The 24930-nt window shown below is 31.5% G+C and carries 24 protein-coding genes, 2 tRNA genes and 2 rRNA genes (1 of these 28 cut by a window edge); 6 read left to right on the top strand and 22 right to left on the bottom strand.

The window, feature by feature from the left end; genetic code table 11:
- Positions 1 to 65: 65 nt before the first annotated feature.
- The 4 genes from disA to BEN51_RS01060 all read right to left on the bottom strand — a co-directional run bounded on the left by disA (position 66) and on the right by BEN51_RS01060 (position 4192).
- A complete protein-coding gene (gene disA / locus BEN51_RS01075) occupies positions 66 to 1130 on the bottom strand; it encodes a DNA integrity scanning diadenylate cyclase DisA (protein WP_119864262.1) in 1065 nt (354 codons plus the stop codon).
- A gap of 18 nt (positions 1131 to 1148) precedes the next feature.
- Positions 1149 to 2516 (bottom strand): DNA repair protein RadA, encoded by a 1368-nt coding sequence (gene radA / locus BEN51_RS01070; RefSeq protein ID WP_119864261.1) that lies wholly within the window; start codon positions 2514 to 2516, stop codon positions 1149 to 1151.
- Between the two features lie 225 nt (positions 2517 to 2741).
- The gene (nagB, locus tag BEN51_RS01065; protein WP_119864260.1) at positions 2742 to 3473 is read right to left on the bottom strand and encodes a glucosamine-6-phosphate deaminase; all 732 of its coding nucleotides are present in this window, start codon (positions 3471 to 3473) and stop codon (positions 2742 to 2744) included.
- Positions 3470 to 4192, bottom strand: coding sequence for a GntR family transcriptional regulator (locus tag BEN51_RS01060; RefSeq protein ID WP_119864259.1), 723 nt, complete (start codon positions 4190 to 4192; stop codon positions 3470 to 3472). The genes nagB and BEN51_RS01060 overlap by 4 nt, the downstream gene beginning before the upstream one ends.
- Before the next feature lie 136 nt (positions 4193 to 4328).
- On the opposite strand from BEN51_RS01060, the gene BEN51_RS13715 reads away from it, so the two are divergent.
- Entirely contained in the window at positions 4329 to 4490 is a 162-nt protein-coding gene (locus BEN51_RS13715; protein ID WP_164704059.1) for a hypothetical protein, read from the top strand.
- Between the two features lie 108 nt (positions 4491 to 4598).
- Positions 4599 to 4826, top strand: coding sequence for a glutaredoxin family protein (locus BEN51_RS01055; protein WP_119864258.1), 228 nt, complete (start codon positions 4599 to 4601; stop codon positions 4824 to 4826).
- 35 nt (positions 4827 to 4861) lie between these two features.
- On the opposite strand, the gene BEN51_RS01050 is transcribed toward BEN51_RS01055, so the two are convergent.
- The 7 genes from BEN51_RS01050 to BEN51_RS01020 form a co-directional block, all read right to left on the bottom strand.
- Positions 4862 to 6577 carry an NADH-dependent [FeFe] hydrogenase, group A6 gene (locus tag BEN51_RS01050; protein ID WP_119864257.1) on the bottom strand — a complete coding sequence of 572 codons (1716 nt, stop codon included), beginning with the start codon at positions 6575 to 6577 and terminating at the stop codon, positions 4862 to 4864.
- Positions 6571 to 8403 carry an NAD(P)-binding protein gene (locus BEN51_RS01045; RefSeq protein WP_119864256.1) on the bottom strand — a complete coding sequence of 611 codons (1833 nt, stop codon included), beginning with the start codon at positions 8401 to 8403 and terminating at the stop codon, positions 6571 to 6573. Before BEN51_RS01045 ends, BEN51_RS01050 begins: the two co-directional genes overlap by 7 nt.
- Before the next feature lie 303 nt (positions 8404 to 8706).
- Positions 8707 to 10176: an NADP-dependent glyceraldehyde-3-phosphate dehydrogenase gene (locus tag BEN51_RS01040; RefSeq protein ID WP_119864255.1), complete on the bottom strand. Its 1470-nt coding sequence runs from the start codon at positions 10174 to 10176 to the stop codon at positions 8707 to 8709.
- 15 nt (positions 10177 to 10191) lie between these two features.
- A complete protein-coding gene (locus BEN51_RS01035; RefSeq protein ID WP_119864254.1) occupies positions 10192 to 10419 on the bottom strand; it encodes a glutaredoxin family protein in 228 nt (75 codons plus the stop codon).
- Between the two features lie 22 nt (positions 10420 to 10441).
- Entirely contained in the window at positions 10442 to 11380 is a 939-nt protein-coding gene (trxB, locus tag BEN51_RS01030; RefSeq protein WP_119864253.1) for a thioredoxin-disulfide reductase, read from the bottom strand.
- A 267-nt stretch (positions 11381 to 11647) separates the two neighbouring features.
- The gene (locus BEN51_RS01025) at positions 11648 to 14095 is read right to left on the bottom strand and encodes an ATP-dependent Clp protease ATP-binding subunit (RefSeq protein WP_119864252.1); all 2448 of its coding nucleotides are present in this window, start codon (positions 14093 to 14095) and stop codon (positions 11648 to 11650) included.
- 48 nt (positions 14096 to 14143) lie between these two features.
- On the bottom strand, positions 14144 to 14599 hold the full coding sequence (locus tag BEN51_RS01020; protein WP_119864251.1) for a CtsR family transcriptional regulator: 456 nt from the start codon (positions 14597 to 14599) through the stop codon (positions 14144 to 14146).
- A 128-nt stretch (positions 14600 to 14727) separates the two neighbouring features.
- On the opposite strand from BEN51_RS01020, the gene BEN51_RS01015 reads away from it, so the two are divergent.
- Entirely contained in the window at positions 14728 to 15369 is a 642-nt protein-coding gene (locus tag BEN51_RS01015; protein ID WP_119864250.1) for an MBL fold metallo-hydrolase, read from the top strand.
- A 33-nt stretch (positions 15370 to 15402) separates the two neighbouring features.
- Here BEN51_RS01015 and BEN51_RS01010 read toward each other — a convergent pair whose 3' ends face one another.
- The 7 genes from BEN51_RS01010 to BEN51_RS00980 all read right to left on the bottom strand — a co-directional run bounded on the left by BEN51_RS01010 (position 15403) and on the right by BEN51_RS00980 (position 19036).
- A complete protein-coding gene (locus BEN51_RS01010) occupies positions 15403 to 15573 on the bottom strand; it encodes a DUF362 domain-containing protein (protein ID WP_119864249.1) in 171 nt (56 codons plus the stop codon).
- An 87-nt stretch (positions 15574 to 15660) separates the two neighbouring features.
- Positions 15661 to 15864, bottom strand: coding sequence for a heavy-metal-associated domain-containing protein (locus BEN51_RS01005; RefSeq protein WP_119864248.1), 204 nt, complete (start codon positions 15862 to 15864; stop codon positions 15661 to 15663).
- A 13-nt stretch (positions 15865 to 15877) separates the two neighbouring features.
- Positions 15878 to 16783: a PSP1 domain-containing protein gene (locus BEN51_RS01000; RefSeq protein WP_119864247.1), complete on the bottom strand. Its 906-nt coding sequence runs from the start codon at positions 16781 to 16783 to the stop codon at positions 15878 to 15880.
- Complete coding sequence (locus BEN51_RS00995; RefSeq protein ID WP_119864246.1) at positions 16783 to 17721, bottom strand: DNA polymerase III subunit delta'; 939 nt, start codon at positions 17719 to 17721, stop codon at positions 16783 to 16785. The genes BEN51_RS01000 and BEN51_RS00995 overlap by 1 nt, the downstream gene beginning before the upstream one ends.
- 20 nt (positions 17722 to 17741) lie before the next feature.
- On the bottom strand, positions 17742 to 18071 hold the full coding sequence (locus BEN51_RS00990) for a cyclic-di-AMP receptor (RefSeq protein WP_119864245.1): 330 nt from the start codon (positions 18069 to 18071) through the stop codon (positions 17742 to 17744).
- A 111-nt stretch (positions 18072 to 18182) separates the two neighbouring features.
- Complete coding sequence (gene tmk, locus BEN51_RS00985) at positions 18183 to 18812, bottom strand: dTMP kinase (RefSeq protein ID WP_119864244.1); 630 nt, start codon at positions 18810 to 18812, stop codon at positions 18183 to 18185.
- An 11-nt stretch (positions 18813 to 18823) separates the two neighbouring features.
- Positions 18824 to 19036 carry a sigma factor G inhibitor Gin gene (locus tag BEN51_RS00980; protein WP_119864243.1) on the bottom strand — a complete coding sequence of 71 codons (213 nt, stop codon included), beginning with the start codon at positions 19034 to 19036 and terminating at the stop codon, positions 18824 to 18826.
- Between the two features lie 107 nt (positions 19037 to 19143).
- On the opposite strand from BEN51_RS00980, the gene BEN51_RS00975 reads away from it, so the two are divergent.
- From BEN51_RS00975 to BEN51_RS00965, 3 genes are all read left to right on the top strand, one after another.
- On the top strand, positions 19144 to 20295 hold the full coding sequence (locus BEN51_RS00975; RefSeq protein WP_119864242.1) for a zinc-binding metallopeptidase family protein: 1152 nt from the start codon (positions 19144 to 19146) through the stop codon (positions 20293 to 20295).
- 131 nt (positions 20296 to 20426) lie between these two features.
- Positions 20427 to 21374, top strand: a complete 948-nt coding sequence (locus BEN51_RS00970) for a magnesium transporter CorA family protein (protein ID WP_119864241.1) — start codon at positions 20427 to 20429, stop codon at positions 21372 to 21374.
- A gap of 65 nt (positions 21375 to 21439) precedes the next feature.
- Entirely contained in the window at positions 21440 to 22348 is a 909-nt protein-coding gene (locus BEN51_RS00965; protein WP_119864240.1) for a S66 peptidase family protein, read from the top strand.
- Between the two features lie 34 nt (positions 22349 to 22382).
- On the opposite strand, the gene BEN51_RS00960 is transcribed toward BEN51_RS00965, so the two are convergent.
- From BEN51_RS00960 to BEN51_RS00945, 4 genes are all read right to left on the bottom strand, one after another.
- Positions 22383 to 22456 (bottom strand) — tRNA-Cys (locus tag BEN51_RS00960).
- A 5-nt stretch (positions 22457 to 22461) separates the two neighbouring features.
- A tRNA-Phe gene (locus tag BEN51_RS00955) sits at positions 22462 to 22537 on the bottom strand.
- Between the two features lie 7 nt (positions 22538 to 22544).
- A 5S ribosomal RNA gene (rrf, locus tag BEN51_RS00950) occupies positions 22545 to 22661 on the bottom strand.
- Positions 22662 to 22713: 52 nt separating this feature from the next.
- Positions 22714 to 24930 (bottom strand): 23S ribosomal RNA (locus BEN51_RS00945) (it continues 689 nt past the right edge of the window).

Here is a 24930-nt window from a genome sequence, read left to right as displayed (position 1 = left end):
ATAAGCAGGTTTTAAACCTGCTTTCATATTATTAACCATATTATTAGTTATTATTCATAATTTTGTCAAATTTCACTTTTTAAGTAGATTTGCTCCTTTATTCTTTTTAAGCCGCTTTTTATCATTTTAGCTCTTGCTTCTCCTATACCTTCTACATTATCTAATTCTTCAATATCGGCTTCTAATACATATTTTAATTTTTTAAAATGCTTTACTAAGTTTTCTATAACAGATATAGGAATTCTTTGTAATTTGAAAAGTATTCTGTATCCCCTTGGAGATATTAAAGAATCCACTAAGGAAGTTCCCTGTCTGCCTATAATCTTTGCTATTGTCTCTAAGTCTAATAATTCGCTTGAGCTTAACTTTTGTATTTCTTCATATACTTCGCAATAATCTAAATCAGACCTACAATAATCTCTAATAAGTAGTATTCCATCTCTTTCTATAAATCTAATAGATTCATTTAACTGCATAGAAACAAGTCTACCTTCATTTCCAAGTTCTACAATATACCTTTCAATTTCCTCTACAATCCTCATTACCATTTCTGTTCTTTGTATAGCTGTAACTACATCAAAGACAGTTGTTAAATCTTGAAATTCTAGTATGTCTAAATTACTTATTACTTTATCTAATACTTTTACATACTTTTCTAAAGTTTGAATGGCTTGATTAGCTCTACTTAAAATAACACTAGTATCTTGAAGGACATATTTTAAATCTCCCTTATAGACAGTTATAATATTTCTTCTTTGAGAAATAGCAATTACAATTTTTCCTGTCTGCTTCGCCATTCTATGGGCAGTTCTATGTCTAGTTCCTGTTTCATAAGTAGTAATAGAATGCTCTGGAACTAGATGAGTGTTAGCTCTTATAATCTTTTTTAAATCTTCACTTATTACAATGGCACCATCCATTTTAGCTAATTCGTATATATAAGCTGGTGAATAGTCTGCATCTATTTTAAAGCCGCCATCAACTAAATTCATTACTTCCTCACTATCACCAATTAAAATTAATCCTCCCGTTTTAGCTCTTAAAATATTTTCTAAACCTTCTCTTAATGGTGTACCGGGACTCATAATTTTCAAAATATCTTTCATTTTTTCATCATCTTTTATTCTCATATACTCACCTAATCTTTTTTAGAATATATTATTAATTGCCTCAGTTAAATTATTTACTCCAATTATGCTTATTGTTTTACTTTTTACCTTATCTTTATTTCTCTCTGGAATAATAGCATGTTTAAAACCCATTTTTTCTGCTTCTCTTATAAGCCTATCACAAGATGCAACTGGTCTAATTTCTCCAGTAAGTCCAACTTCTCCTATTATTAAAACTTTCTCTAATTTAAAAGGTTTATTTTTAATACTTGATATCAAAGATAATGCTAACCCTAAATCACCTGTTGTTCCTTCTAATCTAAGGCCACCAACAACATTTGCATATACATCATATTTATAAAAAGGTACTCTTAGCTTTTTTTCTAAAACGGCTATTATTAGTCTAAGCCTTTGAAAATCTATTCCTATACCAGTTCTTATTGGAATGTTCATCTTAGTTTCAGTAGCTAAAGCCTGCATTTCTACTAAAATAGGTCTTGTACCTTCCATTATTCCTATAACTGATGAACCTTCCTGATTGAAATTTGTTTCCTCTAAAAATATCTTTGACGGATCATATATTTCCACTAAACCTTCCTCAGACATTTCAAAGACGCCAATTTCACTAGTTGTACCAAACCTATTTTTCATTGTTCTTAAAACCCTAAATTCTTCAGTACGTTCTCCTTCAAAATACAATACAGTATCTACTATATGCTCTAATACCCTTGGCCCTGCAAGTTCTCCCTGCTTTGTTACATGAGCAACTATAAATAAAGGAATATTATTGTTTTTTCCTATTCTCATTATTGCATTTGAACATTCTCTTACTTGAGATACACTTCCTGGTGCTGAAGTTATGCTTTCCTTATATACTGTTTGTATCGAATCTATTATTACAAAGACAGGTTTTAATTCTTCTATATGTGCTTCTATTAAATCTAGGTTTGTTTCTGATAGTATGTATAAATTATTTGAATTAACACCAAGCCTATCGCCTCGAATTTTTATTTGTTCCTCAGATTCCTCCCCTGATACATATAAAACTTTACCATAATTGCTGGCAATATAATTTGATGTTTGAAGTAAAAGTGTTGACTTACCTATTCCGGGATCTCCTGAAATCAAGGTTAAAGATCCTCTCACAAGTCCTCCTCCCAACACTCTATTTAATTCTTCTAATCCAGTATTATATCTTTTCTTTTCACCTGATTGTATATCTCCTATGCTTTTAGGAGAATTTTCTAATATTCTTACTGTATTTATTGCACTTTTTAGTTCTTTTTTATTATCTCTAACTTCCTCCACCAAAGTATTCCAATTATTACAATCCGGGCATTTCCCAAGCCATTTTGCCGACTCGTATCCGCATTCCTGACAAACATATACCGATTTTATTTTAGGCATTTTATCTACCTACCTATCTTATATTTTTACTTTTATTGCTATTTATTATTATAACCTTATTTGTACAAAATTTAACACTAATATTTAATATACCATAAGTATTTTTTTAATACCAATTTTTATGTAAAAATAATCTTTACAATAAAAAGAGATTAGACAATTCTTATTAATTATCTAATCTCTAGCTAATCTTATATTAATCTTTGTTATTTTACTAATTAATTATTATTTTGAAAGTAATTTTGCTGCAGCTTCATCTACTATAACAATTACATCATGATGTAATTGTAGAAGTGATCCTGGAAGCTTAGTAGTAATATTTCCTTCTATCATACCTTTTACTGCTTCTGCTTTTTCTTCACCACTTGCAATTAGTAATATTTTCTTAGCCTTCATTATTCCGCCGATTCCCATTGAAAATGCCTGAGTTGGTACATCTTTAATTGAAGCAAAAAATCTTGAATTAGCCTTAATTGTTTCTTCAGTTAAATCTGTTAAATGTGTTCCAAAAACAAGTTCTTCAGCAGGTTCATTAAAGGCAATATGCCCATTATTCCCAATACCTAATAATTGAAGATCTGTTCCTCCAAGCTCTTCTATTTTAGCATCATATCTTCTTCCTTCTTCTTCTGCATCTTCTGCAAGACCATTTGGAACGTAAGTATTGTTTTTATCAATATTAACATGATTAAATAAATTTTCATTCATAAAGTATCTGTAACTTTGAGGATGTTCTCCGGATAGACCTACATATTCATCTAAGTTAACTGTTGTTACCTTTGAAAAATCTACTTCTCCATCTTTATGCATTTTTATTAATTCTTTATATAAACCAACTGGTGAACTACCTGTTGCTAAACCTAATACTGCATTTGGTTTTTCCTTTATTGTTTCTGCTATTATTTCAGCAGCCTTTTTGCTTAATTCATCATAATTTTTTGTAATTATTAATCTCATGTTATCTTTCCCTCTCTTCTTGATATATTAACTTCTAATAAGAATTTATCTGACCTATAAATAGCTTCTTCTAAAAAGATTATCTTATTCCTTTGGTCAAATGTCTTACTTGATATTTTTAACATTGGTACCATGTTTTCTACATTAAATATTCTTCCTAATTCATCATCCATTAAAATAGCTCCAATAGATGATTCTGAGTACTCAATACTATAACCAGAGCTCTCTAAAATTTTAAATAAAGAATTCTTTAACATACTTTTATCTATTTTTTCACAGTATTCCTTAGGAATATAAACTGTTTCTAAAGCTATACATTCATTATCAACTATTCTTTTTCTTTTAATTTTAAATAGTTTATCTGACGAAAATATTGATTGATATTTTTCAGGGGTATCTATTTCAATAAATTCTAAAACCTCTGATTCTAAAGTCTTTCCAGTTTTCTTAATTATATCTGTAAAACTCATAATATCCTGTTGCTTTAAGGTTTGGTCACATACAAAGGTACCCTTGCCTTTTATCCTCATAAGGATGCCCTCTTGTACTAACTCACCTATAGCCTGCCTTATTGTCATTCTGCTTACTCCATAAAGTTCACATAACTCCCTTTCACTAGCTATACAATCACCAGGCTTCCATAATCCTTCAGATATTTTTTTAATTAAATCGTTTTTTAATTGATAATAAACGGGAATTGGACTATTTTTGTCTATCATTTATTAATCCTCCTAATCATATTATACTCATAATTGTTATAGATGTCTAGACCAGTTGTAAAATTTTATTTATTGTTATAAAAAAAATATTTTTACAAAAAATATACTTGATTCTATTATACAAGGAGATGATTCTATGATTAATAAAAATTATTTAAAAAATATTCCACCTAAAAATACTATTAGAGAAGAAGATAAAAAAATATTGTCCAAAGACCTTAACAATATATCTTCAACAGACCTTTTAAGCAATATGATTTTAAATTCTAATCTAAATAACGATAACTTAATAAGATAGAAAATTTTTTTATTTCCGGATAACATAATATGTGTATTGTAAATATCTAATAATTAGTATAAAATTAATATTAAATAATATTAATTACTTTTGAAGGAGTGAATTTAAATGGTTAAAGTATATAGTACATCTTCATGTCCTTGGTGTGTGAAAGCTAAAAATTATTTAAAATCAATGAATATTGAATTTGAAGAATATAATGTACAAGATGATATGGAAGCAAGAGAAGAAATGATTAATAAATCAAAACAAATGGGAGTTCCTGTTTTAGATATAAACGGAAAAATCATTGTTGGTTTCGATAAGCCTGCTATAGATGAGGCTTTAAAGCTTTAATTTAAAAGGTGCTGTCTTAAGACAGCACCTTTTAATTACCAATCCTTTTGATTAGTATGAAGTAATATATGAGATTTATGTGATAGTGGTTCTCCTAAATAATCTTCATAACATTTTATAACAGATGGGTTCTCATGTGAAAAACGAAGATTATTTATCTTATCTAATCCATATAATACATCTGCTCTTTCTCCTGCTAATTCACTACCATCTTTAATAGGCTGTCCACCGCCGCCAGCACATCCACCAGGACATGCCATGATTTCAACAAAATCATAATGAACCTTTCCTGCTCTAATTGCTTCAATCAATTTTCTAGTATCACCAAGCCCACTTGCTACAGCTACCCTTACTTTTGAACCTGCCAAATCAAAGCTTGCTTCCCTCCAGCCATCTCTTCCTCTTACCTCTTTAAATGCATCTGGATCTGGATTTTCTTTTGTTGCTAAATAATAAGCTGATCTTAAGGCAGCTTCCATAACTCCGCCTGTTGCACCAAATATAACTGCAGCCCCTGTACTTACACCTAAAGGCATATCAAATTCCTCTTCTTCTAGTCCCTCTAGATTAATATGCTCTGAACGAATCATTCTAGCAACTTCTCTAGTTGTTAAAACAACATCTATATCTTGACCAACTCCTGCATCTTTTAATACTGAAACTCCAGCTTCATATTTTTTAGCAGTACATGGCATTATTGAAACATTAAATATTCTTGATGGATCGACTCCAAGTAATTCAGCATAATAGCTTTTTGATATTGCTCCAAACATTTGTTGAGGTGATTTTGCAGTTGAAAGTTGACCTACCATATCTGGATATTGAGTTTTAATAAATCGTACCCAGCCTGGACAGCAAGAAGTAAACATTGGCCATTTCTCATTTTCCTTATTCTTAAATCTTTGTAAGAACTCACTTCCTTCTTCCATAATAGTAAGGTCTGCTCCAAAATTAGTATCAAATATATAATCGAAACCAATTTGCCTTAATGCAGCAACTAGTCTATTCACTGTTGCATATTCTCTATCTATTCCTAAAGTTTCTCCCCAAGCAGCTCTAACAGCTGGTGCAATTTGAACAACTGTAATTTTATCCTTCTGAGCTAATGCTTTAAATACCTTGTCTAAATCATCTCTTTCACGTAAAGCTCCAACTGGACAATGAGTAATACATTGACCGCAAAGTGCGCAATCTGCCTCTTCAATTCTTCTATTACGAGAAACATCTACATTGGTTCTTGAACCTGTATAGGATAGATCCCATACATTTAAGCCCTGAATTTTATCACAGACTTGAATGCATCTCATACATTTAATACATTTTTCCGAATCCCTAATTAAAGGAAAATCTTTGGACCATTTTCTATGAGATAACTTTTCTTCATAAGGGATGTCAATTATTCCTAAATCATTTGATATTGCCTGTAAACTACAATTTCCACTTCTAACACATACAGCGCATTTTGAATTATGCTCGGAAAGTATTAACTCTACATTAGTCCTTCTAGCTTCTCTAACCTTTGGGCTATTTGTATAAACTACCATTCCTTCTTTTACTGTATTATTGCAAGCTGTAATAAGCCTATTAATTCCTTCTACTTCAACTACACAAACTCTACAAGCACCTATCTCATTTAAATTTTTTAAATAACAAAGGGTTGGAATATTTATTCCATTTTCATTTGCAGCATCAAGAATTGTTGTATTTTCAGCCACCTCTATTTTTTTATTATCAATAATCAAACTTACCATCTTAATGTTCTACCTCCCTTAAATACTCCAAGTCCAAAGTGATCACATCTTAAGCATCTATTGGCTTCTTGTTTAGCTTCCTCATCTGTCATGCCAATTTCAATTTGCTCAAAATCTCTAACTCTTTCAGCTGCATCTCTTTCTCTTAAATTAACACGACCACAAGGTATTCTATCATCTAATCTAGGTGCTGGTATTTCTACATCAGATTCAATAATATGATTAAAGCCTAAATATTCATCAATATTGGCAGCTGCTACTTTTCCTGCTGCTATAGCCCTTATTACAGTTGCAGGCCCTGATACACAGTCACCACCTGCATAAAAGCCTGGAACATCTCTTACTCCACTCCATTCTAGTGCATCAATTACTCCCCATACTACTGGAATTCCATACTTTTCAAAACTCTTAGATTCTACTCCTTGTCCTACAGCTGTAATTAGCACATCACACTCAATTCTTATAGCTTCTACTGATGCATCATTAGGAACCGGTCTACCTTTAGATATCTTTCCAATTATTTGAGGTTGAACCCATAGAGCTGTTATATTATTATTCTCATCTTTTTCAACTTTTCCAGGAGTATATAAATCAAACACTTCACAACCTTCAGCTATAGCTCCTTCTACTTCTTCTGGCATTGCTGTCATATCCACTTTTCTTCTACGGTATACAATACTTACCTTTTTAGCTCCAAGTCTAACAGCAGAACGTGCCGCATCCATTGCTACATTTCCACCGCCTATTACTACAACATTCTTACCCTCTAAATTAACAGGTATATTATCTCCGCTCTTTCTTAGTAACTCAACAGCAGAAATCATTCCTTTAGTTTCTCCATCTCCAAGATTTATCTTTTTATCTATATGAGCTCCAATAGCTATATAAACAGCATCAAACTTATCCCTTAATTCCTCTAAAGATATATCTTTACCTACAGAAACCTCTGTATGAACTTTAATTCCTGTTGAAAGAATTGAATCAATTTCTTTTTGTAAGGTTTCTCTAGGAAGTCTATAATTAGGTATGCCATACCTTAACATTCCGCCTAAATGTTTTCTTTGTTCAAATATCTCTACATCATGTCCCATTAAAGATAAATAATATCCTGCACTTAATCCACTTGGACCTGCTCCTATGATAGCAATTTTCTTTCCTGTAGAAGCTGCTCTTTTTGGAACAGTAACATCTCCTGCATTTTCTACTGCATAACGTTTTAGACCTCTAATATTAATAGCATCGTCAATCATATTTCTTCTACATCTTCTCTCGCAAGGATGTTCACAAACTAAAGCACAAACAACAGGCATAGGATTATCTTTTCTAATTAGTCTAACTGCATCTGCATATCTTCCTTCCTTTATCAATGCAATATAACCTGGCACATCCACTCCAGCTGGACAAAGAGATACACAAGGAACTGCTTGTTTCAATTCACAAGTACACCTACCACGCAAAATGTGTTCTTCAAAATCTTTCCTAAAGCCTTCAATTCCCTGTAATACTAAATTTGCTGCTTCATAACCTATAGCACAGTCTGCTGAATAATAAATAGTTTCTGCAGTCTTTTCAATAAGGTCAATAGTTTTTAAATCCCCTTTACCATCTAATACATCTTCTAATAAAGTAGTTAATTTTCCCAAACCAATTCTACAAGGAACACATTTCCCACAGGTTTGAGCATGACACATCTTTAAAAATGATGCTGTTAAGTCTATAGGACATAGTCCCGGAGGACTTGCTACAATACGTCTTTCAAGGTCTTTGTAAAGATTTTCAATAGTTTGCTGAGCTCTGTCCTTGGTAATAATACTGAGTCTACTCATTTAAACTTCCCCCTTAAATATTGTTTGTTTATTAATTAACGAACAAATCTTTACTATAGATACTACTCGACTGTTTTATATTTATTGGAGAATATATATTACGTTAGAAACTTTATAGATATGTTCTTATTGAATATATTGTTAAATTTTAGTCAACTTTACTTTTATTTCATTATACTATGACTTATATAAAAATAAAACATGTAATCGTTTTGAACATTAATTAATAAAGGCTCAATAATAAAAAAAGAAGATTGATAACAACCTTCTTTTTTACAAAAAAACCTTTAATATATTATCATATTATTTTCTTTCCACTAAATTAATAATAGTAGCCTTAGGTCTAGTCATTGCTTCTATTGAATATTTAATTCCTTGAGTTCCAATACCCGAAGCTTTAACTCCTAAGAATGGGAAATGATCTGGTCCTCTTTCAGTTTTATTGTTAACTTGAACAGTACCTACTTCTAACCTATCAGCTACATAAAATGCTTCATTTATATTTTCTGTAAACACTGCTGATTGTAAACCATATTTTGATTCATTTGCTATAGCTATAGCTTCATCTTTATCTTTTACTCTTATTATTGGTAATACTGGACCAAATGGTTCTTCCCAAGCTAATCTCATATCTGTAGTTACATAGTCAAATAATGTTGGATAAACAAGATTTCCTTCTCTATTTCCTCCAACTAATAACTTAGCTCCTTTTTCTTTTGCTTCTTCTATAAGTTCAACTACAAAATCTGCTGCTTTGCTATTAATTAAAGGAACTATATTTACATCATCAATCTCTAAAGGATTTCCAATTGATAATTTTTCAACCTTTTCTTTTATCTTCTCAACTAAAGCATCAGCAACCTTATCAACAACTAAAACTCTCTTAACTGCTGTACATCTTTGACCAGAATAAGAATAAGCACCTGATACTATATTAGAAGCTGTTAAATCTAAATCTGCATCTTCTAATACTATAGCAGCATCCTTACCACCTAATTCCATTAGTAATGGTACCATTGATGTTATCTTAGAGATTCTTGTTCCTATTTCTGTACTACCTGTAAAGTTTATAAAATCTACATCCCTATGAGTTACTATATAATCTCCTATTTCGCTTCCTTTTCCTGTAACTGTATTTAAAACTCCTGCTGGAACTCCTGCTTCTTCAAAAACTTTTGCTAAATATAATCCACAAAGACTTCCTTGAGTTGCAGGCTTTAAAACCACTGTATTTCCTGCTACTATTGCAGGGGCAATTTTAGATGCAGCTAAGTTAATTGGATAGTTAAAAGGAGATATCGCTAATACTACACCTAAAGGTTCTCTTGTAACCACTGATATCTTATTTCTCTTAAATCCTGGGAAACTATCTCCTGGGATACTTTCTCCTGATAAACTCTTTGATGCATCTGCAGTAAATCTAATAAAATCTGCTGTTCTTAAAATTTCTGATTCACAGCTTTTATTATCCTTACCTATTTCCAACATCATTATATAAGTTAAATCCTTAACCTTATCTTCTAATATATCTGCTGCTTTATAAAGAACTTCTGCTCTTTTATTTATAGGTGTATTTTTCCAATTCTCTTGTGCCTTTCTAGCACATTCAAAAGTATAGTCAACTTCTTCTGTAGTCATAGCTGGAACTTTACCTACAAGGCTATTGTCTATTGGTGAATATATTTCAATAAACTTTCCACTTTTACTATTTGTCCAGTTACCATTTATTAAATTTCTAAATATTAATTCCTGATCCTTAATATTACTAAACATACTATCACCTGCCCTTTATTTTTGTATAGCTGCTTCTATAGCTTTTTGATCGAAGCCAACTATTACTTTGCCATCTATATCAATTACTGGAACTGTTCTTTGTCCAGAAACCTTAAACACTTCTTCTCTATCTTCTTTTGCATCTGCAACATTAATTTCTGTATAATCCCATCCTTTCATTTTAAAAAACTTTTTAGCTTTTATACATGATGGGCACCATGATGTTGAATAAATTCTTATCATATTTATCACCTCTAGATTTTAGTTATTTTCTTTTACTTTCTACTATATATTTTTCTGCTTCAAGGGCTGCTATTGTACCATCAGCAACTGCTGTTGTTATTTGTCTATGCTGCTTTTCCCTAACATCTCCTGCTGCATAAACTCCCTTTATATTAGTGTTCATTAATTCATCAGTTATAATATAACCATTAGGAGTTAAATTTATATAATCCTTAAATTGTACTGTTTTAGGCTCTGTTCCAATATATCCAAATACAGCATCCATTGGAATTTCTTTTTCAGTATTATTTTTTACATTTCTAATTAAGGCCTTTTCAACAAAATTTTCTCCCCTTACATCTACTAAATCTTCATTAAATAGAATTTCTATTTTTGGGTTTTTCATTACCTCATCAAGAGTAGATTTTTCTCCTCTAAAGTAGTCATATCTTCTTATCATAACTACCTTTGAAGCAAATTTACTTAAAAACAAGGCTTCTTCTAAAGCAGAATTTCCTCCACCTACAACTCCTATTATTTTATTTTCATACATTGCTCCATCACATACTGCGCAATAATGTACTCCCTTTCCTGAAAATCTCTCTTCATTTGGTATAGGTAGCTTTCTAGGAGTTGCACCAGTAGCTATTATTACTGCTTTTGTTTTATATATATAATTAGTAGTCTCAATTATTTTGGGATCTACACTAAAATCTACCTTTTCAATCATATCAAACTCATCTATTTCAGCTCCAAGAGCCTCTGCTTGCTCCTGCATTTTATCAGCTAATTCTGAACCTGAAACCTCTTTAAATCCAGGATAATTTTCAATAGTGTAGCTATTTCTAACTTGACCGCCTACTATTTGATCTTCTAATAAAATCATATCTAGTTTTGCTCTAGTTGCATATATGGCTGCTGTTAATCCTGCTGGACCGCCGCCTATGATTACTAAATCTTTATTTCTAACTTCCTTACTCATATTCCCTCCTCTTTCTACCCCCCAGGGGTATATCTTATTTCCATTATATAGTTACTATATATAAAATGCAACTAATAATTAATATTTTTTCTCATTTTATTAGTCATTTTATATTTTTATTATTCTCACTAATAAACAAATTATTATTAAAAAATAAGCCGTTACACAAAACTGCGTAACAGCCAAAAACAACTTGAAAATAATTTTAAATTTTTTTATTTGAAGTTCCTCCTTAATTGCCCATTGCCAATTCTCCATTGTAATTGTTTATGAGATGTGTTTAAACTTAAGTCCATTTTCTCCACAATAAACTTCTAAATTATCTCCAACTTTTATAAAGCCCTTTAACATTTCTTCACTTAATTTATCTTCTAATTCCTTAGTAATTACCCTTCTTAAAGGCCTTGCCCCATAAGTTGTATCGACACCTTTACTTACTAAGAACCTTTTACTTTCCTCGTCTAAACTCAAGGTTATTTCTCTCTCTTTAAGCTTACTTATTGTATTGTTTAGCATTAAATTAACTATTTTTAATATGTCATTTTCTTTTAGCTTATGAAATACTATTATATCATCAACTCTATTTAGAAATTCTGGCTTAAATTTCTTTTTAACTTCTTCCATAATATTTCTTTTCATTTTTTCATATTCATCTTTTTCTAAGTCATTACTAATTAAAAAACCAACAGAACTTTGCTTCTTAATATTATGGGCTCCAATATTAGATGTCATTATTATTATTGAATTTCTAAAGTTGATATTTCTTCCCATATTATCTGTTAATCGTCCATCTTCCATTATCTGAAGCAATATATTATATATATCTTCATGGGCCTTTTCAATTTCATCAAGTAATATTACTGAGTATGGATTTCTCCTTACAGCTTCTGTTAGCTGCCCCCCTTCATTATATCCAACGTAGCCTGGAGGAGCCCCAATAAGCCTTGAAACAGAATGTTTTTCCATATATTCAGACATATCTATTCTTATTAAATTTCTTTTATTTCCAAACATAGCTTCAGCTAAGGCATTACATAACTCAGTTTTTCCAACACCTGTTGGTCCGCAGAATATAAATGTTCCTATAGGTCTGTTAGGATCTTTTAAACCAACCCTTGCCCTTCTTATAGCTCTAGAAACTGCTAAAATAGCTTCCTTTTGGCCTATTACTCTTTTTTGTAAAGTTTCTTCTAGACGTAATAACTTCTCAGATTCCTTCTCTGTAAGTTTTTCTAATGGAACCTTTGTCCAGGCAGATACAACCTTAGCTATTTTTTCTCTATTGACTATATAATTACAATTTATTTCATTATTTGAATTAACTCTATAATTATTTAATCTCTCTCTTAACTCCTGCTCTTTATCCCTTAAATAAGCTGCTTTTTCAAAATCTTGATTTATTATTGAATTTTCCTTTTCCTTAACTATATTTTCTATTTCGAATTTTATATCTTCTATATTTTTAATATCTGCAGAATTATTTAAGTTCTCTATTCTTACTTTTGCTGAAGCTTCATCTATTAAATCAATTGCTTTATCTGGCAAGTATCTATCTGTAATATATCTATCTGCTAATTCTACAGCAGCTTCTAAAGCTTCATCTTCTATCTTTACATTATGGTGTATTTCATATTTCTCTCTTATACCCTTAAGAATTAGAAGTGTATCTTTTTTTGTTGGTTCATCAATCCTTACTTGCTGAAATCGTCTCTCTAAGGCAGGATCTTTTTCTATATACTTTCTATATTCATCTATAGTAGTGGCTCCAATACATTTTATTTCACCTCTTGCTAGAGCCGGCTTTAAAATATTAGAAGCGTCTATGGCTCCTTCTGCTGCTCCAGCACCTACTATTGTGTGTATTTCATCTATAAAAATTATAATATCTTGAGACATTTTAATTTCTTCCATTACTCGTTTTAATCTTTCCTCAAATTCTCCTCTATATTTTGCTCCAGCAATCATAGAGGTTAGGTCTAAAGATATTATTTCCTTATCTATTAAAATATCAGGAACATTATTATTAACTATTCTTTGAGCTAGACCTTCAACAACAGCTGTTTTTCCTACTCCCGGTTCACCAATAAGACAAGGATTATTTTTTATTCTCCTGCATAATATTTCTAATATTCTTTGATTTTCTTTTTCTCTTCCAATTACAGGATCAAGTTTCCCTTCTCTTGCAAGTTCAGTAAGATTTACCCCATATTGATTAAGCATTGCTAATTTAGAATTTTTTTTCTTAGCTTTATTTTCAATATTAGCTTCTCCTAATTTGTTTTCATAAAGATAGGTTTGCAATTTATTTTTTGCTAAGTTAAAATTAAACTTTAAAGTTTCTAAAATATAATAAGCTACTCCCTCTTTATCATCTAATAATGATAATAAAATATGTTCTGGTTTTACATTGTTGTGATTAAAGGCTTTTGCTTTAATTAAGCTATCATCAAGAACTTTTTTTGTTTTGGGATTTAATAACATCTCTCCAATAGAAATATCAATATCTCCAAATCCCAAATAATCTTCTATTACCCTTCTAACATCATCAATTGTTATTTTATTATTATAAAGAACTTCCTTTGCATATCCGCCTTCCTTTAATATCCCTAAAAGAATATGCTCTGTTCCTATATAACCATGTTTAAAATATTGTGATTCCCTTTGAGCTTCTACTAAAACCTGCTGAGACCTCTCTGTAAAATTCCCAAAAACCATATATACCTCCAATCCACATTATTTTATTACACTATTAAATTTTATAAATTATGATAAGATAATAGCTAACATTCCCTTAAGAATATCAGCTCTAAGTTCATTCTTGTAATCAGAGGATGCTATTGTTCTATCATTTAAAGTTATTTTCATTATTTCATATTCTCTTTTGGTAATTAAATTTATTTCCTTTAAATGATTTAATATAGATAAAGCTCCATTATAGGTGATGCTATTCCCAATTGAATCACCTATTAACTTTAATTTTTCTCTATTGTCATGATAATTAATTCTCTTTATAACAATGCATCCACCACCACCTCTTTTACTTTCTATAACATATCCTTTCTCATAAGTAAATCTTGTTGATAAAACATAATTAATTTGAGATGGTGCACAGGAAAATTTATCTGCTAATTCGTTTCTACGAATAGAAACTATACTTTTTTCCTCTTCACTTATCATATCTTTTATAAAATTTTCTATTACATCAGAAATTCTTGCCATTTTCTCACCTTCTTAAACTAAAATTTTTATTGACCTTCTTTGACTTTTATTATATATTATTATTTTTTAATTGTCTATTTGTTAATTCTATCAACTTTTGTCAAAACTATAATTGAGGTGATAAAAATATGGAGATTAAGTGGATAGGTAACACAAGTTTCTTAATAAAAACTTCTCTGGGCAAGAAAATTCTTTTAGATCCTATACAAATTCACCCTTTAATAGAAAAGTATGATTTTAATCCAGATATAATTACTTTTAGTCATTTACATAATAATGAAATTATTAATGACTTTATAAATAATAATTCTACTGTTATAACTTCTCCCTGTAACTTTACTAATGAATTTATAACAATTGAAGGCTATAAAAGTTATAGAGATGACCTAAATGGGTATAAAAGAGGAGAAAATATTATATATTACTTTAATATTGATGATTATAAAGTGTGTCATTTGGGTTCATTAGGCCATTGTTTAGATGCTGATTTATTGTCTAAAATATATGGCTGTGATTTTTTATTTATTCCTATTGGCGGGCACTTTTGTTTAGATGGTTTACAAGCAGCTAAACTAGCAAAGAATATTAATCCTAAATATGTAATTCCAATGGCTTATAAAAGTTCTTCAGATTATTTTTTTCTTGATGGACCTCATAAGTTTCTATCATCAATGAAAAATACTCCTTTAATAGAAAAAGATATAATACATACTGATGAGCTATTATTTGATGAACCATGCACTATAATAGTGTTATCAAAACAAAAATAAAGAACCGCTATTACTAGCGGTTCTTTATTTAAATTAAGCTTCTACTGGAGCTCCTACTGGACAAACATTTGCACAGTTTCCACAATCTATGCAAGTATCTTCATCAATGATGAATTGAGTATCTCCTTGAGTTATAGCTTCAACAGGGCATTCTGCAGCGCATGCACCACAGCTTATGCATGAATCTTCTATTCTATATGCCATATAAAGCACCTCCTACAAATAAGAATATTTCATTACTATTCTAACATAGGGATTATAAATTTTAAAGTGTTAAGTTTTATATTTAATTTAAATTACCGTATATCCCATATCTTCTATTGAAGAAATTAAATCATCTAAGGTTATACTAGATTCATCATAGAATATAGTAACTTCTTTTTTAGATAGTAATATTTCACAGGCTATTACACCAATATTTTTAGCTATTGCTTCTCTAATAATAGCAACATCTTTATTATCTTTCATATTAGGAACCTTTAAAAAGGACTTCATATCTATTCTCCCCCTAATTTTCCTCTATAAGATCCTTAAGTAAATTTTTATCTTCTGGTGACTCAACTTCTAATTTTATTTCTGTATCATCAACAGCATCTTCATAACTTCCTTCTACTAATTCAATATTATCTATTTTAAATTCTTCTATTATTTCTTCGTCTATCCTTTTATATTTTACTTTTACACTTTCTTTTACTGTACTATTAGATACAACTTCCCCCTCTATATCATCTATCCTCACAATAGACCCCACTTTAGGTAATCTTTGTCTTATATCTTCATATGTACTTTGCTCATAATTTAAGCAGCACATTAATCTTCCACATATTCCAGATATTTTTGTTGGATTTAATGAAAGATTTTGTTCCTTAGCCATTTTTATAGAAACCGATGCAAAATCTCCTAAAAATGTTGAGCAGCAAAGAGTTCTTCCACAAGCTCCTAATCCGCCTAACATCTTAGCCTCATCTCTTACACCAATTTGTCTAAGCTCTATTCTAGTTTTAAAGATAGTAGCTAAATCCTTTACTAATTCCCTAAAATCTACTCTTCCATCTGCTGTAAAATAAAATATTACTTTATTATTATCAAATGTATATTCTACATCAATTAGTTTCATATTTAATCCATGCTCTTCTACTTTCTTTAAACAAATTTCTAGAGCATCTTTTTCTTTAACTTTATTTTCTTTATGTTTTTTAATATCTTCTTTTTCTGCAACTCTTATTACGCTTTTTAAAGGTGCTACAATATCAGATTCAGGTATTTCCTTAATTCCAATAACACATTCTCCAAATTCTATTCCTCTTGCAGTTTCTACTATGACAAAATCCCCAGCATTTATTTCTAAATTATTTGGATCGAAATAATATATTTTACCTGCCTTCTTAAATCTTACACCTACAACTTCTATCATTATTTAACCTCCATAAAACCTATAAGCATAACTCTAACGGTTAATAAAAAATTAGAGTTTTTTAACAGATTGTATCTACACTCTCCTATTTTATCAATAATCTTAGTAAGTTTCTTATAGGACATTTCAATAGCTAATTGCTTAATATCATTTATTTTATCTTTGTTTATTATTCCCTTTTCATTATTTATTTCTTTGAAAACCATTATGTCTCTTACAAAGGATGATAAAATATTTAATATCTCTTCTTTTTTCTCTTTATATGATGAAAATTTATCTTCAAATTCTAATAAATTACTAATATCACCTTTTACAATTTTATATAATAAATCAATCAATATATCCCGTAAATTCTTTAATGATGAATCCTTTAAAAAAGCTTCAGCTTTTCCAGGTATTCCTTCTGCATATGAAATAGCTGCGCTTACTTCTTCTTCTTTATATTCAGAAATGCCTATATTTTTTAGATATAAATTCACTTCTTCATTTGATAAAGGAGTTAGCTTATGTATTTCACATCTAGATTTTATTGTATCTAGAATCAGCTCTAAACTCTCACATAATAAAATAATATAAACACCCTTAGGAGGCTCCTCTATAGTTTTTAAAAGAGCATTTTGAGCTTGAACGGTTAATTTATTTCCATCATGAATTATAATTATCTTCTTATCTCCCTCATAGGGCTTTTTATTAATCTCATTTATAATTTCCCTAGCTTCATCAACCCCAAAAGAAGCTTTTTTTAATCTATAATTTATAATATCTACAGATTCCCTATTATTCCTAAGCCCTAATATATTTTTAGCTGTTATAATAGCTAAAGGGCTCTTTCCAATTCCGTCTTCTCCAACTATTATGTGGGCATGGGAGATTTCTCCACTGCTGATTCTTAAATTTAAATTATTTAATATTCTGCTATGTCCAATAAATTCCCCCATGATATCCTCCAATAATTTATTTATACCCTAATAAATTGATCTACATCTAAAACAAATATAGTTGCTCCACCTACTTCAACTTCTATAGGATAAGACATAAAGATATCCACATTACCAGTAATAGGTGTTGTAGTATTTATTATCTGCTTGCGTTTTTTGCATGTATCTTCTATCAAACTAATAACATAGTTTACCTTTTCTTCTTCAACTCCAATAATTAAAGTTGTATTACCAGCTTTTAAAAATCCCCCAGTAGTAGCTAGTTTTGTAACCCTAAAACCTGCTTCTGTTACAGAATCAATTAATTCTGCTGAATCATCATCTTGAACTATGGCTATTACTAATTTCATATATAACCCTCCATAAATAATACTATCATCTATATTTTATCATAATTAGATTATAAATTAAGCAAAAATTTATAATCTAATTGCCAGCAAAAACTTCCTGAATATGCTATCTTATTTTATAAATTTAATTATTTTACTTTTTACACTTTCAAAAACTTCATCAATTGATTTTTCTGCATCAATTTTTATAAAAGTTTCTTTATTTGCTTCACATAGTTTAATATAGCCTTCTCTCACCTTATAATGAAAATCCATCTTTTCTAAATCCAGTCTATTTACTTCTCTATCTTTGTTTTTATTTATTCTTGCTAGTCCCACCTCAGGACTTACATCAAAAAAAATATTTAAATCAGGCATGTACTCATCTATTGCAAACTTATTAATATTATATATTTCTTCTATGCCCAATCCTCTAGCATAACCTTGATAAACCAATGAAGAGTAAACAAATCTATCACAAAGAACTATTTTTCCTTGCTCTAATTCTTTAATAACTTTTTCTACTAGATGCTGTCTTCTTGCTGCTGCATATAAAAGAGCTTCTGTTTTAGCATCCATTTGAGTATTATTTTTATCAAGAATTATTTTTCTAATATCCTCTGAAATTTTAATTCCACCAGGTTCCCTTGTTTTTATACACTCTACATTATTTTCAATAAAATAATTATAAATCATCTCTAATATTGTACTTTTCCCTGAGCCTTCTCCACCTTCAAAGGCTATAAACTTTCCTTTTTTCATTTATATCTCCCTCATATGTTTATTTTATATTTTCTTTTTAACCACACTTTTATTTTATTTTTATAATAATTATATTCAAAATCATCTACATTTAATAGAGAAATATTATCATAACATGAATTACATACTAAACTTTTATTAATAATTATATCACTATATATTTCCTTTCCACAAATTATACATTTATTTTCGTTATTATCTATTCCCTTAATTAATAAATCCATATTATAATCCCTTCCTAATCATAAATTTATTATTATTCTCGACACTTAGGTATATTTATAATCATTTAAAGAAAAATAAATATATGGAAAGTTAGGAGGAGTGTAATATGAAAAATTGTATGATTTCTGCTTTAGAAAAATCTAAAACAGATATTAAATCATTAAATGAATTTTTATTTAATAATCCGGAAGCCAGCTATAAAGAAGTAAATAGCAGCAATTATATATGTGAATTTTTAAGTAAACATAATTTTAAAATAGAAAAAAACTTCTTAGATTTAAATACATCCTTTTTTGCTTCTAAGGGAAATGGACATCCAAAAATATGCTTTTTATGTGAATATGATGCAGTATTAAATGAAGGTCACTTAACAGGTCATAATCTCCTAACCGCCACCTCCATTGCTGCCGCTATTGTTTTAGGAGAAATTATACATAAAATTAATGGCTCTGTAATAATAATTGGATGCCCAGGAGAATATTTAGGTGGAACAAAGTCTATAATGACAAAACAAGGAGTTTTTGATGATATAGATGCTGTTTTAGTATCGCACCCAGATGTAATTACTTCTGAAAGCGGCAGTTCTTCAGCAATAGTTCCTATGCAAGTTAAATTCTTAAGCAGTAATGGATTTAGTTTTTTAAATAAAGAAGATTATAACTCTCTAGACGGAATTTTATTAACCTTTAACATACTAAATTCTTTACAAAAAGGATTTCCCAAAGATATTGAAATAAACTCAATATTATCTAAAGGAGGATACACCCCGCTTTTAGTTCCTCCAGAAGCTGAAGCAAAATTTTATATTAGGGGAAAAGAAATGGATGTAGTACGGGTAGTAGAAAATAAAATTAGAGAAATAGTAATATATGTATCAAAACTGATTAGAATTCAATATTCTATATCATTATACGAACCAGAAAGCGAAGAATTACGTACAAATAGAACATTAAATAGGTTGTTTAGCCATAATCTTAAAGAAAATGGAATAATAAATATTCAAGCACCTAGAGATATTAAATCAGGTTTAAGTCTTGGAATTGTAAGTAAAAAAGTTCCTACAATTCATCCATATTTCTCAATAATAAAAGATGAATCAATTAAATATGGAACAAAAGAATTTGCAAAGGCTACAATTTCTGAACATGGCTTTAATGAAGCTATGAAAGCTGCTCTATCTCTTGCCTTTACTGGATATGATATTATAGTTAATGAAAATTTATTAGCAGAAGTAAAAAATGAATTTTACAATAAGTAGGCTCTTAAACTAGAGCCTACTTTTATATTTCCCCTTACTGTTTATTATAATTATTAAATTAATCATTTCCCTTATTTAATATTTTATATTATAGTATAATTAAAGGAGTAATTCATATATGGAGGTCAAATATGATTCAAATTTATAAAAGTGTAAGCGAGGAAAATCCAACCTTAAAAACATTAAAAAATATAGAGAATGGCTGCTGGATTAATATTGTTGCTCCATCTGATGAAGAATTAATATTAATTTCTAAAAAGACTAATGTTCCTTTAGAATTTTTAAAAGCACCTTTAGATGACGAAGAAACCTCTCGTATAGATATAGAAGATAATTGCTTATTAGTTGTAGTTGATATTCCCTTTACTGAAATGGAGGAAAATTCACTTACCTATGATACCTATCCTCTAGCAATAATACATACTGACAAGCAAATAATAACAGTTTGTTTAAAAAACAGCAGAATATTATCAGATTTTATTAACGGAAAAGTTAAATCCTTTTTTACCTTTAAAAAATCTAGATTTATTCTTCAAATATTAAGTAAGATTGCATCAAATTACTTACTTTATTTAAGACAAATAGATAAAAAAAGCTTAATGATAGAGAAGCGTCTCCATAAATCAATGAAAAACAGGGAGCTTATTCAATTACATTCATTAGAAAAATCTTTAGTTTACTTTTCTACTTCACTAAAAGCTAATGAAATAACTTTGGAAAAAATGTTAAAACTCGATATTATGCAAAAGTATGAAGAAGATAAAGATGTCTTGGAAGATGTTATTATAGAAAATAAACAAGCTATTGAAATGACAGAGATATATAGCAATATATTAGCTAGTACAATGGATTTCTTTGCTTCTGTTATATCTAATAATTTAAATATAGTGATGAAGGTTCTAGCCTCTGTTACTATATTAATGGCTATACCAGAAATATTTGGTGGAATATTTGGTATGAACTTTGACAAAATGCCTCTAATAAATCATCCTTATGGCTTTGAGATAATTAGTGTCATAATACTATTTTTAACTATTGGTACAGCTTATCTTCTTTACAAAAAGGATATGTTCTCATAAAAAGGAACATATCCTTTTTATTTTATAATATATAATATTATAAAATAATATAAGTAGGTGAAACCTTGATTAAGCTAAAATCTATTAATAAAGAAAGTTCGACTATTGGAATTATAGCTCCAGCCTCTACAGATGATATTGAAAAAGCAAATAAAAATATTACTCTATTTAAAAAACTTGGCTATAAAATAAAATTAGGAAAAAACATATTCAATTCTTATGGATATCTAGCAGGTACTGATAAAGAAAGAGCAGATGATATTAATAGAATGTTTGCTGACAAAGAAGTAGATGCTATTATTTGTTATAGGGGTGGATATGGATCTATTAGAATAGCTAATTATTTAGACCTAAATACCATCAAAAAAAACCCTAAAATCTTTTGTGGTTATAGTGATATTACCTTACTACTAAACTATATAAATAAAAAATGTAAATTTCCAACTTTTCATGGACCAATGATTAATTCAGATTTTGATGATCCTATAACAGAGCATTACTTTACAAATATATTAGAAAACATCAACAATAAAATAACCTACAATTTAAAAAGTATTTGTAATAATAATTTAAAAGTTTATAACTCAAGAGATTTCAAAGGAAGGTTAGTAGGCGGTAACTTATCTATTATTTGCTCTACAATAGGAACTCCTTATGAAATAAAATTTAAAAATAATATACTATTAATAGAAGAAGTTAACGAAAGTCCCTATGTTATTGATAGAATGTTATCTCAACTTATATGCAGCAGAAAACTTGATAAGCTACAAGCTATAATTCTTGGTCATTTTACAGATTGTACTAGTACTAAAAATACTCTTACAATTGAAGAAATTATCGAAGAAAAATTACTACCTCTTAATATACCTATAATAAAATATTTCCCTTTCGGTCACGATTATCCTAATATTACCATGCCTATTGGAGTTAAATTCAGATATGATTCAAAAAAATATTTATTAATTCAAGAATAAAAAAAATCCTACAAGAAAACTTGTAGGATTTTTTTGGAGGCGCCACCCGGATTTGAACCGGGGATAAAGGTTTTGCAGACCTCTGCCTTACCACTTGGCTATAGCGCCATAAATGGTGCCTCGAACTGGAATCGAACCAGTGACACGAGGATTTTCAGTCCTCTGCTCTACCGACTGAGCTATCGAGGCATATATAACCTGGCAACGTTCTACTCTCCCACAGGGCTTCCCCTGCAGTACCATCGACGCTGTAGAGCTTAACTGTCCTGTTCGGAATGGGAAGGAGTGTTTCCTCTACGCCATTGTCACCAGATTTCAGAGAAATTGTTCTCTGAAAATTGCACATGAATATAGCCATTATTATTTTGGTCAAGCCCTCGACCTATTAGTATTAGTCAGCTAAATATGTTACCATACTTACACCTCTAACCTATCAACCTTGTGTTCTTCAAGGGGTCTTACTAGCTTATGCTATGGGAAATCTCATCTTGAGGGGGGCTTCACGCTTAGATGCTTTCAGCGTTTATCCCTTCCCGACTTAGCTACCCAGCTATGCTCTTGGCAGAACAACTGGTACACCAGAGGTCAGTCCATCCCGGTCCTCTCGTACTAAGGACAGCTCCTCTCAAATTTCCTACGCCCGCGACGGATAGGGACCGAACTGTCTCACGACGTTCTGAACCCAGCTCGCGTGCCGCTTTAATGGGCGAACAGCCCAACCCTTGGGACCTACTTCAGCCCCAGGATGCGACGAGCCGACATCGAGGTGCCAAACCTCCCCGTCGATGTGGACTCTTGGGGGAGATCAGCCTGTTATCCCCGAGGTAGCTTTTATCCGTTGAGCGATGGCCCTCCCACGAGGTACCACCGGATCACTAAGCCCGACTTTCGTCCCTGCTCCACTTGTGGGTGTCGCAGTCAGGCTCCCTTCTGCCTTTACACTCTACGAACGATTTCCGACCGTTCTGAGGGAACCTTTGGGCGCCTCCGTTACTTTTTAGGAGGCGACCGCCCCAGTCAAACTGCCCACCTAACAATGTCCTGTCACCAGCTTCATGGCGTCCAGTTAGAATCCCAATACTATCAGGGTGGTATCCCAAGGACGACTCCACTGAGGCTGACGCCCCAGTTTCCCAGTCTCCCACCTATCCTGTACAGACAATATCGAAACTCAATGCTAAGCTACAGTAAAGCTCTACGGGGTCTTTCCGTCCAATCGCGGGTAGCGAGCATCTTCACTCGCACTACAACTTCGCCGGATTTGCAGTTGAGACAGTGCCCAAGTCATTACGCCATTCGTGCGGGTCAGAACTTACCTGACAAGGAATTTCGCTACCTTAGGACCGTTATAGTTACGGCCGCCGTTTACTGGGGCTTAAGTTCACACCTTCGCTTGCGCTAAGTGTTCCCCTTAACCTTCCAGCACCGGGCAGGCGTCAGCCCCTATACATCAGCTTACGCTTTAGCAGAGACCTGTGTTTTTGCTAAACAGTTGCTTGGGCCTATTCTCTGCGGCCTGCTCTCGCAGGCACCCCTTCTCGCGAACTTACGGGGTCAATTTGCCTAGTTCCTTAACTGCAATTCTTCCGATGGCCTTAGGATTCTCTCCTCATCTACCTGTGTCGGTTTGCGGTACGGGCACTACTTCTCTCTCTAGATGCTTTTCTTGGAAGCATGGAATCAGATACTTCGGTCATAATGACCTTCCCCATCACACCTCAGGATTGTCAGAACGGATTTGCCTATCCTGACTCCCTAAATGCTTAGACTAGCACGACCAACGGCTAGCACATCCTATCCTTCTCCGTCACACCATCGATAATAACGATAATAGTGGTATTGGAATATCAACCAATTGTCCATCACCTACGCCTTTCGGCCTGGGCTTAGGTCCCGACTAACCCTGGGCGGACGAGCCTTCCCCAGGAAACCTTAGATTTTCGGCCTGTAAGATTCTCACTTACATCTCGCTACTGATGCCAACATTCTCACTCGTAATCAGTCCACCGCTCCTTACGGTACGACTTCAGCCCGATTACGACGCTCCTCTACCGCTCACACGAAGTGTGAACCCGTAGCTTCGGTGGTAAGTTTGAGCCCCGGACATTTTCGGCGCAGGATCTCTCGACTAGTGAGCTATTACGCACTCTTTAAATGAGTGGCTGCTTCTAAGCCAACATCCTAGTTGTCTTAGAAATCCCACATCCTTTACCACTTAACTTACACTTTGGGACCTTAGCTGACGATCTGGGCTTTTTCCCTTTTGACTACGGACCTTATCATTCGCAGTCTGACTGCCGGACTAATAGTATATGGCATTCGGAGTTTGATAAGGTTCGGTAAGCAATATGCCCCCTAGCCCATTCAGTGCTCTACCTCCATTACTCATATCCGACGCTAGCCCTAAAGCTATTTCGAGGAGAACCAGCTATCTCCGAGTTCGATTGGAATTTCTCCGCTATCCACAGCTCATCCCATGCTTTTTCAACAGCAACGTGGTTCGGTCCTCCACGGGGTTTTACCCCCGCTTCAACCTGGCCATGGATAGGTCACCCGGTTTCGGGTCTACGGCATGCAACTAG

Origin of the sequence: Clostridium isatidis, from assembly GCF_002285495.1 — a bacterium.
Taxonomy (GTDB): Bacteria; Bacillota; Clostridia; order Clostridiales; family Clostridiaceae; genus Clostridium; species Clostridium isatidis.
Note: the sequence above shows the minus strand (reverse complement) of the source record. Positions and strands in the feature narration are given on the sequence as shown.

What these genes read in the sequence shown, in the direction of transcription:
- disA (WP_119864262.1), bottom strand. Translation starts at nt 1,130, where the DNA reads ATGAGAATAAAAGATGATGAAAAAATGAAAGATATTTTGAAAATTATG.
- BEN51_RS13715 (WP_164704059.1), top strand. Translation starts at nt 4,329, where the DNA reads ATGATTAATAAAAATTATTTAAAAAATATTCCACCTAAAAATACTATT.
- BEN51_RS01040 (WP_119864255.1), bottom strand. Translation starts at nt 10,176, where the DNA reads ATGTTTAGTAATATTAAGGATCAGGAATTAATATTTAGAAATTTAATA.
- BEN51_RS01015 (WP_119864250.1), top strand. Translation starts at nt 14,728, where the DNA reads ATGGAGATTAAGTGGATAGGTAACACAAGTTTCTTAATAAAAACTTCT.
- trxB (WP_119864253.1), bottom strand. Translation starts at nt 11,380, where the DNA reads ATGAGTAAGGAAGTTAGAAATAAAGATTTAGTAATCATAGGCGGCGGT.
- BEN51_RS00975 (WP_119864242.1), top strand. Translation starts at nt 19,144, where the DNA reads ATGAAAAATTGTATGATTTCTGCTTTAGAAAAATCTAAAACAGATATT.
- radA (WP_119864261.1), bottom strand. Translation starts at nt 2,516, where the DNA reads ATGCCTAAAATAAAATCGGTATATGTTTGTCAGGAATGCGGATACGAG.
- BEN51_RS01000 (WP_119864247.1), bottom strand. Translation starts at nt 16,783, where the DNA reads ATGATAGAAGTTGTAGGTGTAAGATTTAAGAAGGCAGGTAAAATATAT.
- BEN51_RS00970 (WP_119864241.1), top strand. Translation starts at nt 20,427, where the DNA reads ATGATTCAAATTTATAAAAGTGTAAGCGAGGAAAATCCAACCTTAAAA.
- BEN51_RS01060 (WP_119864259.1), bottom strand. Translation starts at nt 4,192, where the DNA reads ATGATAGACAAAAATAGTCCAATTCCCGTTTATTATCAATTAAAAAAC.
- BEN51_RS01050 (WP_119864257.1), bottom strand. Translation starts at nt 6,577, where the DNA reads ATGGTAAGTTTGATTATTGATAATAAAAAAATAGAGGTGGCTGAAAAT.
- BEN51_RS01045 (WP_119864256.1), bottom strand. Translation starts at nt 8,403, where the DNA reads ATGAGTAGACTCAGTATTATTACCAAGGACAGAGCTCAGCAAACTATT.
- BEN51_RS00980 (WP_119864243.1), bottom strand. Translation starts at nt 19,036, where the DNA reads ATGGATTTATTAATTAAGGGAATAGATAATAACGAAAATAAATGTATA.
- BEN51_RS01010 (WP_119864249.1), bottom strand. Translation starts at nt 15,573, where the DNA reads ATGGCATATAGAATAGAAGATTCATGCATAAGCTGTGGTGCATGCGCT.
- BEN51_RS01025 (WP_119864252.1), bottom strand. Translation starts at nt 14,095, where the DNA reads ATGGTTTTTGGGAATTTTACAGAGAGGTCTCAGCAGGTTTTAGTAGAA.
- nagB (WP_119864260.1), bottom strand. Translation starts at nt 3,473, where the DNA reads ATGAGATTAATAATTACAAAAAATTATGATGAATTAAGCAAAAAGGCT.
- BEN51_RS01035 (WP_119864254.1), bottom strand. Translation starts at nt 10,419, where the DNA reads ATGATAAGAATTTATTCAACATCATGGTGCCCATCATGTATAAAAGCT.
- BEN51_RS00995 (WP_119864246.1), bottom strand. Translation starts at nt 17,721, where the DNA reads ATGGGGGAATTTATTGGACATAGCAGAATATTAAATAATTTAAATTTA.
- BEN51_RS01020 (WP_119864251.1), bottom strand. Translation starts at nt 14,599, where the DNA reads ATGGCAAGAATTTCTGATGTAATAGAAAATTTTATAAAAGATATGATA.
- BEN51_RS00990 (WP_119864245.1), bottom strand. Translation starts at nt 18,071, where the DNA reads ATGAAATTAGTAATAGCCATAGTTCAAGATGATGATTCAGCAGAATTA.
- BEN51_RS01055 (WP_119864258.1), top strand. Translation starts at nt 4,599, where the DNA reads ATGGTTAAAGTATATAGTACATCTTCATGTCCTTGGTGTGTGAAAGCT.
- tmk (WP_119864244.1), bottom strand. Translation starts at nt 18,812, where the DNA reads ATGAAAAAAGGAAAGTTTATAGCCTTTGAAGGTGGAGAAGGCTCAGGG.
- BEN51_RS01005 (WP_119864248.1), bottom strand. Translation starts at nt 15,864, where the DNA reads ATGAAGTCCTTTTTAAAGGTTCCTAATATGAAAGATAATAAAGATGTT.